This window comes from Rheinheimera sp. (genome assembly GCF_036568245.1).
Taxonomy (GTDB): domain Bacteria; phylum Pseudomonadota; class Gammaproteobacteria; order Enterobacterales; family Alteromonadaceae; genus Alishewanella.
This window is the reverse complement of sequence record NZ_DATCSY010000079.1, coordinates 1-12749: the sequence shown is the minus strand read 5'-3', so window position 1 is coordinate 12749 and position 12749 is coordinate 1. Positions and strand designations below refer to the sequence as shown.

Below are 12749 nucleotides of genomic sequence, written 5' to 3'. Positions count from 1 at the left end.
AGGCTTGTCAGCCGCGGCTTGCTGACGCCGGATTGATATTGAACGGGATCGCCCCAACATCCACGGCATTATTGCGCTAAACAGCTAAGGTTTATTATGTCTGCCACTGAAAACATCCTGTTGTCCTTTACCGGGTTACCTCCTTTTTCCAAGATCCAGCCTGAACAGGTAAAACCTGCAGTCGAGCAGGCGATAGCACAGGCCCGCGCCGCTGTTGAGCGTGCGGTAGCATTGCCGCAGGTAAGCTGGGCGACATTGATTGAACAGCTGGAGCAAGATGCTGAGCGTCTTGGGAAACTCTGGTCGCCGGTGTCGCATATGAATTCGGTAGTGAATACGCCGCAGCTGCGTGAGGCTTACGAGAGCTGCCTGCCGCTATTGTCAGAATACAGCACCTGGCTTGGGCAGCATGAAGGCTTGTACCAGAAGTACCAGCAGCTGGCGCAAAGCGCAGAATACAGCGGCTTAACGGCGGCGCAGCAAAAGGTTATTCAGAACGCCCTGCGTGATTTTAAACTGTCGGGTATTGGTTTATCGACCGAGAAAAAGCAGCGCTACGGGGAAATACAAAGCCGCTTATCCGAGCTGAGTTCTACCTTCGCCAATAATACGCTTGATGCGACGCAGGCCTGGTTTAAACATATCACCGATGAAGCTGAATTAGCGGGGCTGCCACAAGATGCCAAGCTGGCTGCGGCGGAAGAAGCCAAAAGCCGTGACCTGAGCGGTTGGGTATTTACGTTAGAGTTTCCAAGCTACATCGCCATCATGACATACGCAGATAGGCGTGAGCTGCGCGAAGCGATGTACAGTGCTTATTGCACCCGGGCATCTGATCAGGGGCCGACAGCCGGTCAGTTTGACAACAGTGCTATCATCGAAGAAACGCTGGCGCTTAAACACGAACTGGCGCAATTGCTGGATTTTAATAACGCAGCCGAAGAGTCACTGGCTACCAAGATGGCGCAAAGCCCGGCACAGGTGCTGGATTTCCTGCACGATCTAGCCCGGCGTGCCAAGCCGCAGGCGCAGCAAGACTTAGCTGAGTTAACCCAGTTTGCCCAAAGCGAATATCAGGTAACTGAGCTGGCAGCCTGGGATGTGACTTATTATGCCGAAAAGCTGAAGCAGGCAAAATATGCCATTTCGGATGAGCAGCTACGACCTTACTTCCCGGAGCATAAAGTTGTCGCAGGCTTGTTTACTGTACTGAACAAGCTGTTTGGTGTCAGTGTACAGCAGCGCGATGGCGTTGATGTCTGGCATAGTGATGTGAAGTTTTACGATATTTTTGACAGCAGTGGTGAGCTGCGCGGCAGCTTTTATCTCGATTTATATGCCAGAGCGAAAAAGCGCGGTGGTGCCTGGATGGATGATTGCCAGGGCCGGCGCATTCTTGCCGATGGCAGTGTACAAACGCCGGTAGCTTACCTAACCTGTAATTTTAATAAGCCGGTGGGTGGAAAACCCGCGCTGTTTACCCATGATGAAGTGGTAACGCTGTTCCATGAATTTGGTCATGGTATTCACCATATGCTGACTAAAGTCGACGCCGCCGCAGTAGCTGGCATTAACGGTGTGGCCTGGGATGCGGTGGAGCTGCCGAGCCAATTTCTGGAAAACTGGTGCTGGCAAAGTGAAGCACTGGCTATCATCTCTGGCCACTATGAAACCGGCGAGCCATTACCGCAGGATTTGCTGGACAAAATGCTGGCCGCGAAAAACTTCCAGTCGGCAATGTTTCTGGTACGTCAGCTTGAGTTTGCCTTATTTGATTTTCGCTTGCATGCCGAGTACGACCCGGCCCACGGTGGCCGCGTGCAGCAAATGCTGGACGAGGTACGCAGTGAAGTGTCGGTTATCATTCCGCCACGTTTTAACCGTTTTCAGCATGGCTTCAGCCATATTTTTGCCGGTGGTTATGCAGCGGGCTACTACAGTTACTTGTGGGCTGAAGTGCTGTCTGCTGATGCCTTTGGCCGGTTTGAAGAAGAGGGCATTTTTAACGCCGACACCGGTCGCGATTTCTTGCGCTGGATTTTAGAGCGTGGCGGCAGTGCTGAGCCAATGGAGCTGTTTAAAGGTTTCCGCGGCCGTGAGCCAAGTAACGAGGCATTACTGCGGCATATGGGCATTGCCAGTTGAGTAGCAGGATGGTGAATTAACAATTCATTGCCAATTCACCATTGCTCTGCCAAGCTGAATGTCGGACAGGAAGGAGACACTATGCGCACCAAGTTATTGATACTTATTATGACACTGGCCGTAGCCGGTTGTCAGCAGGGCCAGGCGGCAAGTGGCTCTAATGCTGAACGCTTACCGCCCGAGCCGTTGGTTGAGCCTATTGATCCGCAAACTAACCCTGTAGCAGCGGTAAAAGCGAGGAAACAGCAAATGGCAGAACAGGCAAGCTTACCGGCCATGCGGGCAGAAATCATGGCGCTGATTGGCGAAGCTGAAGCGGATAATGTGCAGCAGTGCAAGGTGGTTGGCTTTGGCAGTAAGCCCTGTGGCGGCCCCTCAAGCTATATTGCACTCTCCACGAAAAAGGGTAATGAAAGCCAGATAATGGCACTGATCAGTAAATACAATGCTGCCGTGAAATCAGAAAATGACCGGCTGGGTCTGATGTCTGACTGTGCTGTGGTGCCTAAACCCGCAGTGGTGCTGGAAAATGGCGTTTGTACGTTAAAAGGCACTGGCGAGGCGCCAGCGTTTTAACCACTTTTACTTTGGTAACACAGCAGAGCTGGCATTGATATCGGGGCAGCAGTTACACTGTTGCCCTTATTTTTGAGAGATGGATAACCTGGTGCATACTGCTGAATCTTTCCAACAAATTTATCAGCGTGCCTGTGATCGCAAAGGCGGTGCGACGGCACTGGAAGCGCTGCTTGGGCAAAGCGCAACTGCTGCAGATATTGCCGCAATCCCTGATAACCTGCTGCTGGGCGAGCTGACGAAAAAAGTGTTTCAGTCTGGCTTTGTCTGGCGGGTCGTCCGGCAAAAGTGGCCGGGCTTTTGCGAAGTATTTTTTGATTTTGATATCGAAAAAATGCTGCTGATGAGTGATGAGATGCTCGAAGCCAAGGCGCGTGATGAGCGGATTATCCGCAATGCTGCCAAGGTGTTTACCATTCGCCACAATGCGATGATGATCGACGATATTGCCCGAAAACACGGCAGTTTTGCCCGCTTTCTGGCGGATTGGCCTGTCAGTGACATTACCGGCTTATGGGCGTATCTGAAACAGCATGGCGCCCGTTTGGGCGGTAACACCGGCCGTTATGCGCTTAGGGCAATAGGCAAAGATACTTTTATTCTTAGCGACGATGTTGAAGCTTACCTGCGCGCGACGAATGTGTTCGACGGTGGCATCAGCAGTAAACGTAGTCTGCAGCAGATACAGCAGCAGTTTAACCTGTGGCAGCAGCAATCGGGCCGCAGTCTGCAGCAGCTAAGCCAGATTATTGCGCTCAGCGTCGGTGAAAATGTGGTGGGGATGCAGCGTTAATGGCGTTTAGCATTTTACAAAGCCTGGAGCTTGATCGCAGTTATGCCGACAGCCTGAGCCAGCAGTTTGGCCTGACATTGACCGAAAATGCCAACGGCTGGCATCTGGCCTGGCAGCAAGGTGCTTTAGTGCTGCGCCATTCAGAGCTACCAAAGCAGGGCGATATTGTGGTCGACTTTGCCGGTGGTGCCGCCAGTTACCGCCGCCAGCATGGTGGGGGTAAAAATGAAGCCATTGCTAAAGCCTGTGGCTTACAGAAAAAACGCGACATTACCGTACTCGATGCTACTGCTGGGCTTGGCCGGGACGCTTTTGTGCTGGCTAGCCTTGGCGCAAGCGTTACGCTGGTTGAACGTAACCCGGCCGTTGCAGCACTGTTGTACGATGGTTTGCGCCGTGGCGCGCAAACAGCAGAGTTAAGCTGGCTGGCAGAGCGTATGCAGCTGATGCACTGCAGTGCGCTGCAGGCGCTTACCACACATGCAGCAGTCGATGTGGTGTATCTGGACCCGATGTTTCCGCCACGGGATAAAACTGCCCTGGTGAAAAAAGAAATGCGCGCTTTCCATGATGTGGTTGGCAGCGACACTGATGCCGATGCGCTGTTGGTACCTGCGCTGCAGCTGGCGCAAAAGCGGGTAGTGGTCAAGCGTCCCGGTTACGCCGGATATTTGGCGGGTCAGAAGCCTGCAATGGAAGTCGGTGGTAAGAATAATCGTTTTGATGTGTATATTAATGCAGCAATGTAGTGCTATTTTATCAGCAACTTACTTAACATTATTGACTTAACCAGTACTTAGCTAACAGGGGAGCTACCATGATTAAAACAGGCGATAAATTACCGGAAGTCAGTTTTTCCCAACTGACGAAAGAAGGCGTAATGAACCCGACCACCAGCCAGATCTTTGCCAATAAAAAAGTTGTGCTATTTGCTGTGCCGGGTGCTTTTACACCAACCTGTTCTGCTGCGCATTTACCTGGCTATATTACGCTGGCCGATCAGATTAAAGCCAAAGGTGTCGATGCCATTGTTTGTACAGCGGTTAACGATGCGTTTGTCATGAGTGCCTGGGCGAAAAGTCAGAACGCAGAGGAAATCGTCTTTCTGGCTGACGGCGGCGCAGCGTTTCATAAAGCTATAGGCCTGACGATGGAAACCGGTGATTTTGGCGGCCTGCGTTCACAGCGTTATGCCATGATTGTTGAAAATGGCGTGGTAACACTGCTGAATGTTGAAGCACCGAAAACCTTTGAAGTCAGCAAAGCCGAAGTGATCCTGGCGGCGCTGTAAGCGTTATACCTGCGTTAACGCTGCTTTTATCGAAGGCCAGATCTCATCAGCATTGGCCTTATCTGCCTCACTCAGGCTCTGACCTGATAACACCAGCACCTTACGGCCAACACCGGCCGCGTCAGCCGCCTGCATATCGGCTTTTTTATCACCCAGCATCAGGCTTTGTTTGGCATCAATGCCATATTTCTCAATGGCCTGCCGTAACATACCGGGCGCTGGCTTGCGGCAATTGCACTCAAGCTGGTACGGAGGCTGTGCATTGACCGGGTGGTGCGGGCAAAAGAAGACATCAGTTATATCAACACCGTTTGCAGCAAACTGCTGCTTCATCCAATCGGTCAGCTGCCAGAACTGCGCTTCGCTGTAATAGCCACGGCCAATACCCGATTGGTTCGTCACCACAATCAGCAGATAACCTTGCTGTTGCAGGTGATGGCAAGCTGCAAAGACGCCGTCGATAAACTCGAATTGATCTGCAGTGCTGACATAGCCATGGTCTACATTGATCACGCCATCACGGTCTAAAAACGCGGCTTTAACTACCGGGGTATGGTTCATAACTGTTGCTCCGCAACCACTTTATCAAACATGGCTGTTACGGCCCCGACAGTTATCTGCTGCATGATATCGGCGCCTTTTACCCGCGTACCCCATTTTAGCTGATCTGCTGTTTTACCGTATTGCTGCAACAGCGATTGATGATACACCTCGACCACATACTGGCGGAATAAATAGGGCCCGGTGCGGTCGGGGTTGCTGTGGCCGTATAAACCGATAACCGGTGTACCTGCCGCAACGGCCATATGGGCAGGGCCGGTATCTGGTGCAAGCACCAGGCTGGTATGTTTTAACAATGCCTGCAGTTGCTTTAAGCTGGTTTTGCCGGTCAAGTCCGTTATCGGCTGTTTGGCCTGCGCTAATATAGCCTGGTTTAAGTTGCGCTCCAGCTCGGTTGGGCCGCCGCATAACAGCACCGCGAAGCCTTGTTCAGTAGCATAATCTGCCAACGCGGCGTAGCGCTCCGGCAGCCAGTTGCGTTCGGCTTTCGAGGCTGCCGGGCTAATGATAAAGGTTCTGTTGTTGCCGGTTGCAGCCAGTTGCGCTTTGGCCCACTGCTCGTCAGCGTCGCTAATCGGCAATTGCCATGACGGTATCTGGCCGAGGTTTTGCTCAGTGACACCAATAGCCTTAGCAAACTGGCGAAAACCATCCAGTACATGGCTGCGTGGTGCTGGCGTGATGCGGTGGCGCATAAAAAGCGCATGCAGCTCTTTAGCGGTATGCCAGTCGAAACCAATTTTTATTCCGGCATTAATACATAACGACGCCAGATTGGCGCGAAAAGCGACCTGCATATGCAGCAGTACGTCGAAATAATCGTGTTTAAGAGCCTGTTTCAGTTGGCTGTAAGCCGCTTTGCCCTGCTTTTTATCAAACACGACAAAGCGCACGCCGGGTAGCCCTGCCAGCAGGGCTGCCTCCACTTTACCGATGACCCAGGTGATTTGTGCCTTTGGGTATTGCCGCTGAATGCTCTGGACCACTGAGACGGCATTGCACACATCACCAATAGCCGACAGGCGTAAAATACAAATTGAGTTAAGGTTTGCCGGCTTCCACTGCTTAGTCACTTATTGCTTTCCCTGCAGATCCTGGATTTTGCGGATCACTTTGCTGGTTGAACGGCCATCAACAAAGGTCAGCACCTGCACTTCACCGCCGTTTGCGATAACAACGTCTGCACCCACTATGGTATCAAGGCTGTAATCGCCGCCTTTGACCAATACATCCGGCAAAATAGTGCTGATAAGCTGCAGTGGGGTGTCGTTTTCGCTTGGGTCATCACCAAAAGGTACTACCCAGTCGACGCTGGCCAGGCTGGCCAGCACGGTAGCCCGATCTTCCAGTGTATTGATTGGTCGCTGCTCGCCTTTTAACCGGCGCACCGACGCATCTGAATTCAGCCCGACCACCAGGCGGTCGCCCAGCGCTTTTGCCTGTGCCAGGTAACGCACATGGCCGGCATGTAAAATATCAAAACAACCGTTGGTAAACACAATGCGCTCACCGCTCTGGCGGGCAAAACGAATATGCTGTAGCACTTTGTCAAACGGCGTCTGGTAGAAATCACCCTGACGGAATAAGTCTTTATTCAGCTTTGCTGCCAGCTCTTCCGGCGATACTGTTGCGGCGCCGACTTTACCCACTACTATGCCAGCCGCCAGATTCGCCAGTTGTGTCGCATCGTGCAGCGACATACCGGCACTTAACATAACCGCTAAGGTGGCAATGACGGTATCGCCGGCACCGGTCACATCACTGACTTCCAGTACCTGCGCCGGAAAATGAAAATGCTCATCTGCGGTAATCAGGCTCATGCCCTGTTCACTGCGGGTTAGCAGAATTGACGCCAAACCGGCATCCTGCATCAGCTTTCTGGCTGAGCTGAGCATGTCTTCGACCGAACCGATTTTGCCACCGGCAGCTCTGAATTCACCTAAGTTGGGGGTGATAACATCGGCACCGGCATAAACCGATAAATCGGTTTGCTTCGGGTCGACCAGGACGGTTTTCCCTGCAGCTTTAGCCAGTGTGATCATGGCGGCAATCTGCTGCAACGAGCCTTTGTTGTAATCGCTGAACACTATCACATCATATTGCTGGTAAACGGCAGCAAAGTGCTCAGCCAGACGCTGTGCATCTTCTGCGCTGAAGGTTTCTTCCTGATCCAGCCTGACTATTTGCTGCTGCCGTGATACGACGCGGATTTTTGCAATAGTCGGTTTATGCTGCTGGCTAACCAGTTCTGAATGAATTTGCTCACCGGCTAACAGTTGCTGTAACGAGGTGCCTGCGCTGTCGTCGCCAATAATACCTAATAAGCCAGCTTTGCCATCCAGATGGGCAATGTTGCGCGCCACGTTAGCCGCGCCGCCTGCTTTGTCTTCTATTTTGCTGATCTTCACCACCGGTACCGGAGCTTCAGGTGAAATACGTTGCGAGTCGCCGTTATAGTAGCGATCCAACATTACGTCACCGACCACCAACACAGAGGCTGAAGACAAGTTTTGCAGCAGGCTAAGATCAATCATCAGTTATTCTCTACGATAGCCAGATCCAGTGCTTCACATAACCAATGGCCGATAAACATGTGCACTTCCTGAATACGGGCGGTCTCATCGTTTTTCACAATAATAGGCAGTTTGGCAATATCTTTTACCAGACCACCATCACGGCCGGTTAATGCTACTGTGTAAGCGCCAAGCTCATTGGCTGCTTGCAGCGCCAGATTAATATTCGGGCTTTTGCCGGACGTTGTCAGGCCAATCACCACATCCTGCTGCCTTACCAGACCACGGACCTGACGTTCAAATACGCTGTCGAAGTGATAGTCATTGGCATGCGCGGTCAGAATAGAGGTATCGGTCGTTAACGCTATTGATGCCAGTGGGCCGCGCTCTGCTTTGTAGCGCACCATAAACTCGGCCGCCAGATGCTGGCTGTCGGCGGCACTGCCTCCGTTACCCATCCACACCACTTTGCCGCCCTGCGCCAGACATTGTTGCACGGCGGCAAGTAGTTGCATCGCTTCATCGAGATAAGCCTCTACTGTGGCAAAAGCGTCGCGATGGCGTTTTAAACTATCCAGAAAACTTTGGGTCATATTTGGCATATCAAGCTCAAGTCGGTGCACGAATGAGCTTATTTTAACGGATCTTGCTTATTGCAAAAGAAGTTTTTACTCGCGCGCTGTGCTTCGGTTAAGCTATTGCACCTTTTTATGCCGGTTTGTGCTGTTATACATCCCTATAATGTTGCAGTGCGTCATTAAAACCGGAACGAACCTGATAAGACCCTGTTTGAATAACAAGGAGTGTTTATGGCAATCAGTGCTGTGCTGCCGCTTAAAGCCTGCGGCAGTTATGATGTAAACGATTTGAAGCGTGCGCATATTCTGTTCACGTCACTTAGCACCTTTATGGCACCTGGCCTTATCAGTGAATTGTTTATTGTCGTGCCCGAGCAGGAAGTTGAACTGGTTAAACAGGAGTACGCCCGCTGGCAGGCGCTGAACATCATAGTACTGTCAGAAGATGAATTGCTGCCTGAGTTTAAGCGTTATCCGAAGATGCGGGGTTGGCGTAAGCAGCAACTGGTCAAAATTGCTATCGCCGATAAGGTGGCGAACGAGTTTTACCTGACGCTGGATGCGGATGTGGTATGTTTAAAGCCACTTACTGAACAGCAGCTTATTGTTGATGGTAAGGCGTTGTTGCAGTACGAATTACGCGCGCAGCATCCGAAATGGTGGCGCTCTTCCGCCCGGCTGTTGGGGATAAGCCCGGATATCGGCCCTGAGGGCGTCGGTATGACGGTCACGCCGGCACTGATGTCCAGAACGATCAGCCAGCAGCTGATGCAGCAGTTAACGCCAAAAGCCGCCAATCAGAACTGGGTGGATATGTTGTGCTCGTTACATAACCCGTCAGATCCACGGAACTGGTGGATTGGCCGTTACCTGAAACTAAAATGGACCGAATATTCGCTGTATTATCTGTGCGCATTAAAGCTGGATATGCTGCATAAATTTCATGTAATTGCCGGTACCGAAACAGTACCTCAGCTACTGCTGATCCATGACTCACACCCGTACGAGCACTGGCAGGTAGCCGACAGCTTTGCCGCAGAAAACCCCGGCTTATTCTGTGTGGTGGGTAGTAAAACCCGCTTACCGCCAAAACAGGTGTTTGAGCGCCTGTCACCGTTTATTCAGCGGCAGCCGGACCCTTCACTACCGTTAGTGTTTGAGCAGGCGCATTAAGTTGTCAGCCAGATAACGACAGCATAGAAGCCGCCTAGGTAAAATAGCGTTTGTTAGGTAAAATGACGCGACATTAAAACGTAAAATGGAAAACATAATGGCACAACAGTTTAGCTTTCCTGTCTGGCTGATTAATCTGGATTCGAACCCGGAACGTTATAAATCTGCTACTGAGCAGCTGGACAAGCTGGGGCTTCAGGCTGAGCGCTTTAGTGCCATTTACGGCAAAAACTTGTCGGAACAGGCCATTGACGCTTGTTACGATAGCAAACTGAACCGGGAAAAGTTCCGCCGCCCGTTGTCTGCCGGCGAGATTGGCTGCTACTTAAGCCACAGAACCCTGTGGCAGCGTATGGTGGATGAACAGATCCCGCTGGCGCTGATTTTGGAAGATGATATCGATCTGGAAGCTGAATTTGTTACGGTGCTGCAGAAAATCAGCCAGTTAGACAACTGGGATATGATTAAACTGGCCGATGATCGCGATGGTAAAGGCGAGCAAAAATTGGCGCTCGGCGATGGCTATGAACTGGTGAATTTTGCCAAAGTACCAAACTGTACCACTGGCTATGCGTTAACGCTGCAAGGTGCTAAAAAGCTGCTCAGCCGGCCACGGTTTTTCCGGCCTGTTGATGTCGATCTGCAGTTTTACCCTGAGCTGGGGCTGTCAGTGTATTCTATTTTGCCTTACCGGCTTTGGTCTGCCAGTCGTTTTGAAAGCGAAATTGATAAAATGAGTGGTGGTAGCCGCAAAGGCGGCACTTCTTTCTGGCGCAATCTGATTTACCGCCTGCAATTGCGGGCTGTGCGCAAAAAGCATCTCTCAGGTGATCTCTCGTCAGTGCAATACAAAACTCCGTCAGCAACAGAAAAGGTATAAGTATGCGCAGCCGTAAAATCTCCTGCTTTGTCATCTGTTGTAACGAGGAAGACCGGATAGAGGCTTGTTTGCAGTCTCTGGCAGGCTGGGTGGATCAACTGATCGTGGTGGACTCAGGCAGTAAAGATAATACCGTAGCAATTGCTGAACGCTACGCTGACAAAGTGTACCAGACTGACTGGCCGGGATTTGGTCCGCAGCGTAACCGGGCGTTGGCCTGGTGCGAGTATGACTGGGTACTGAGTATTGATGCTGATGAAATACTGACACCAGAGCTAAAGCTGGAGATTGACCGGGTGCTGTCAGAACCTGAGCTTGATGCCAACTTTATTAAAATGCCATGGCATACTTATTTTTTCGGTAAGTTACTCAAGCGTGGCCGCTATTCCACGCCTCAGGGCAAGCTGTTCTTAAAAACCGGTGCCAGCTTTAAAGACCGTCAGGTGCATGAGACACTTTTGCTGCCTTATGAAAAGGTCAGAGTGCTGAAATCGGCAATTATTCACCATAGCTGGCGCAGCTATCAGCATTGTCAGGAAAAACATATCAAATATGCCTGCCTCGGGGCTGAAGATAAATTTGCCCGCGGTAAAAAAGCCGGTCTGGCCTATGCTATTCTGCGGTTCTTTACCGATTTTCTGCAGCAATACGTGCTGCGGCTGGGGTTTCTGGACGGCTGGCGCGGTCTGCTGATGGCGATTGTACTTGGCCAGTATGCTTTTCATAAGTATGCCGCTCTGGCGACAATGGTGGCGGATGCTAAAGCCAACCGCGTCAGTGGCTAAGCCGTGACATTTCTGCTTTTACGGATACTGTACAGCACATTGCTGCTGATTCTGACACCGCTACTGCTGCTGTATCTGCTATTGCGCTCGCGTAAAGATAAAGCCTACCGGCAGCGGTTTGCAGAGCGCTTTGCCTTCAGGTTACCAGCCGTAAGTGCCAGAGGCGGCATAGTGGTGCATACGGTGTCTGTCGGCGAATTTAATGCCGCCAAACCGCTGATTAAGCATCTGCTGCAGGCTTACCCGCAATTACCTCTGACATTAACCTGCACGACACCAACAGCCTCTGCAGCTATCGGGAAATTTCAACATGAACAGCAACAGCTGGGCCGGCCACTGACGCACTGTTATCTGCCGTTTGATTACCCGCTACTAATGCGCCGCTGGTTAAGCAGGATCCAGCCGCAACTGCTGTTAATTCTGGAAACAGAGTTATGGCCAAATATGTTGGCAAACTGCAAAGCGTTAGCGATACCGACGTTGGTGGTCAATGCCCGCTTATCTGCCCGCTCTGCCAAAGGCTACCGGCGTTTTAGCGCGCTGACCAAACCTATGTTGCAACAGATCAGCCAAATTCTGACACAGGATAACGCCAGTGCCAGGCGGTTTCGTGCTTTGGGTGCTAATAATGTTGCTGTCGCCGGTAATATTAAATTTGAGCTGGATATTCCTGTTGGCAGTCGGCAACTGGCGCAAGCTTTGCAGCCGGTTGTTGACGGGCGTGTTGTGTGGGTAGCTGGCAGTACTCATGCCGGAGAGGATGAGCTGCTAATTCAGGCTTATCAGACACTGAAAACACAGTTTCCCCAGCTGCTGCTAGTGCTGGTGCCGCGTCACCCGGAACGCTTTGATGCCGTGGCACAGCTGCTGGCGCAGCATCAGCTGACTTTTGTGCGCCGCAGCAGCGGCGTGCTGCCCCAGCCAGAAACCGCAGTATGGCTGGCAGATTCGATGGGGGAGTTATTAAGCTGGTATCAGCTGGCCAGTTTTGTTTTTATCGGAGGCAGTTTGATCGAGCGCGGCGGGCATAATCCGCTGGAGGCTATGGCATTTGGCAAAGCTGTATTGGCAGGGCCACATGTGTTTAATTTTCAACAGATCTTTACGCAGCTTAATAAGCAGCAGGCTTATATGGCAGTGTCAGACGCTGACAACCTGGCCGGTGCAGTGCAACAATTGATACAACAACCTGAGCTGGCGCAGCGGCTGGGTGGCAAAGGCCTGGATTTGTACCGCAACCAACAGGGTGCTGTTGCACGTATTATGCTGCAGGTTGAGGCTCTGTTGCCGCTGGCACAGATCGTTAAGAAAGAGGCTTCCGGCAGCATAGCCTGGTTCGATCCGGCTTTTTTCCCACAGTTTGAACTTGGCTATTTTGAGCCGGCGTTCTGGCAGCAGCAAGGGTTAGTGACTGGCCATTCCAGTGGCCGCAACACTGTTTGGTTTGTTCAGCA

The 12749-nt window shown here is 51.6% G+C and carries 13 protein-coding genes; 9 read left to right on the top strand and 4 right to left on the bottom strand.

The genetic code is table 11. From position 1 onward, the window contains the following. Nucleotides 1–96 precede the first annotated feature (96 nt). The 5 genes from prlC (at nucleotide 97) to VIN66_RS03550 (ending at nucleotide 4805) form a co-directional block, all read left to right on the top strand. On the top strand, nucleotides 97–2145 hold the full coding sequence (gene prlC, locus VIN66_RS03570) for an oligopeptidase A (protein WP_331922711.1): 2049 nt from the start codon (nucleotides 97–99) through the stop codon (nucleotides 2143–2145). A gap of 81 nt (nucleotides 2146–2226) precedes the next feature. Beyond that, nucleotides 2227–2721 (top strand): hypothetical protein, encoded by a 495-nt coding sequence (locus VIN66_RS03565; protein ID WP_331922710.1) that lies wholly within the window; start codon nucleotides 2227–2229, stop codon nucleotides 2719–2721. A 91-nt stretch (nucleotides 2722–2812) separates the two neighbouring features. Then, nucleotides 2813–3514 carry a DNA-3-methyladenine glycosylase I gene (locus tag VIN66_RS03560; RefSeq protein WP_331922709.1) on the top strand — a complete coding sequence of 234 codons (702 nt, stop codon included), beginning with the start codon at nucleotides 2813–2815 and terminating at the stop codon, nucleotides 3512–3514. Beyond that, a complete protein-coding gene (locus tag VIN66_RS03555; protein ID WP_331922708.1) occupies nucleotides 3514–4263 on the top strand; it encodes a class I SAM-dependent methyltransferase in 750 nt (249 codons plus the stop codon). Before VIN66_RS03560 ends, VIN66_RS03555 begins: the two co-directional genes overlap by 1 nt. A 68-nt stretch (nucleotides 4264–4331) precedes the next feature. After that, nucleotides 4332–4805 carry a peroxiredoxin gene (locus tag VIN66_RS03550; RefSeq protein WP_134057805.1) on the top strand — a complete coding sequence of 158 codons (474 nt, stop codon included), beginning with the start codon at nucleotides 4332–4334 and terminating at the stop codon, nucleotides 4803–4805. A gap of 3 nt (nucleotides 4806–4808) precedes the next feature. Here VIN66_RS03550 and gmhB read toward each other — a convergent pair whose 3' ends face one another. From gmhB to VIN66_RS03530, 4 genes are read right to left on the bottom strand one after another with little or no spacing between them, the layout of a single operon-like run. Then, entirely contained in the window at nucleotides 4809–5366 is a 558-nt protein-coding gene (gene gmhB, locus VIN66_RS03545; RefSeq protein ID WP_331922707.1) for a D-glycero-beta-D-manno-heptose 1,7-bisphosphate 7-phosphatase, read from the bottom strand. Further along, nucleotides 5363–6439: a glycosyltransferase family 9 protein gene (locus VIN66_RS03540; RefSeq protein WP_331922706.1), complete on the bottom strand. Its 1077-nt coding sequence runs from the start codon at nucleotides 6437–6439 to the stop codon at nucleotides 5363–5365. The genes gmhB and VIN66_RS03540 overlap by 4 nt, the downstream gene beginning before the upstream one ends. Beyond that, nucleotides 6440–7900, bottom strand: a complete 1461-nt coding sequence (gene hldE / locus VIN66_RS03535; protein ID WP_331922705.1) for a bifunctional D-glycero-beta-D-manno-heptose-7-phosphate kinase/D-glycero-beta-D-manno-heptose 1-phosphate adenylyltransferase HldE — start codon at nucleotides 7898–7900, stop codon at nucleotides 6440–6442. After that, entirely contained in the window at nucleotides 7900–8481 is a 582-nt protein-coding gene (locus VIN66_RS03530) for a D-sedoheptulose-7-phosphate isomerase (RefSeq protein WP_331922704.1), read from the bottom strand. Before VIN66_RS03530 ends, hldE begins: the two co-directional genes overlap by 1 nt. Nucleotides 8482–8688: 207 nt before the next feature. Here VIN66_RS03530 and VIN66_RS03525 point away from each other — a divergent pair, with 207 nt between their 5' ends. The 4 genes from VIN66_RS03525 to waaA form a co-directional block, all read left to right on the top strand. After that, nucleotides 8689–9630: a DUF6492 family protein gene (locus VIN66_RS03525; protein ID WP_331922703.1), complete on the top strand. Its 942-nt coding sequence runs from the start codon at nucleotides 8689–8691 to the stop codon at nucleotides 9628–9630. A gap of 97 nt (nucleotides 9631–9727) precedes the next feature. Next, nucleotides 9728–10510 carry a glycosyltransferase family 25 protein gene (locus VIN66_RS03520; RefSeq protein WP_331922702.1) on the top strand — a complete coding sequence of 261 codons (783 nt, stop codon included), beginning with the start codon at nucleotides 9728–9730 and terminating at the stop codon, nucleotides 10508–10510. 2 nt (nucleotides 10511–10512) lie between these two features. Next, complete coding sequence (locus tag VIN66_RS03515) at nucleotides 10513–11295, top strand: glycosyltransferase family 2 protein (protein ID WP_331922701.1); 783 nt, start codon at nucleotides 10513–10515, stop codon at nucleotides 11293–11295. A gap of 3 nt (nucleotides 11296–11298) precedes the next feature. Beyond that, nucleotides 11299–12749, top strand: a 1451-nt coding sequence (gene waaA, locus VIN66_RS03510) for a lipid IV(A) 3-deoxy-D-manno-octulosonic acid transferase (RefSeq protein ID WP_331922700.1), incomplete at its 3' end; no start/stop codon positions are given.

Excerpts from the sequence above, each read along its gene's own strand:
- prlC (WP_331922711.1), top strand. The coding sequence starts at position 97 with ATGTCTGCCACTGAAAACATCCTGTTGTCCTTTACCGGGTTACCTCCT.
- VIN66_RS03565 (WP_331922710.1), top strand. The coding sequence starts at position 2,227 with ATGCGCACCAAGTTATTGATACTTATTATGACACTGGCCGTAGCCGGT.
- VIN66_RS03555 (WP_331922708.1), top strand. The coding sequence starts at position 3,514 with ATGGCGTTTAGCATTTTACAAAGCCTGGAGCTTGATCGCAGTTATGCC.
- VIN66_RS03550 (WP_134057805.1), top strand. The coding sequence starts at position 4,332 with ATGATTAAAACAGGCGATAAATTACCGGAAGTCAGTTTTTCCCAACTG.
- gmhB (WP_331922707.1), bottom strand. The coding sequence starts at position 5,366 with ATGAACCATACCCCGGTAGTTAAAGCCGCGTTTTTAGACCGTGATGGC.
- hldE (WP_331922705.1), bottom strand. The coding sequence starts at position 7,900 with ATGATTGATCTTAGCCTGCTGCAAAACTTGTCTTCAGCCTCTGTGTTG.
- VIN66_RS03530 (WP_331922704.1), bottom strand. The coding sequence starts at position 8,481 with ATGCCAAATATGACCCAAAGTTTTCTGGATAGTTTAAAACGCCATCGC.
- VIN66_RS03525 (WP_331922703.1), top strand. The coding sequence starts at position 8,689 with ATGGCAATCAGTGCTGTGCTGCCGCTTAAAGCCTGCGGCAGTTATGAT.
- VIN66_RS03520 (WP_331922702.1), top strand. The coding sequence starts at position 9,728 with ATGGCACAACAGTTTAGCTTTCCTGTCTGGCTGATTAATCTGGATTCG.
- VIN66_RS03515 (WP_331922701.1), top strand. The coding sequence starts at position 10,513 with ATGCGCAGCCGTAAAATCTCCTGCTTTGTCATCTGTTGTAACGAGGAA.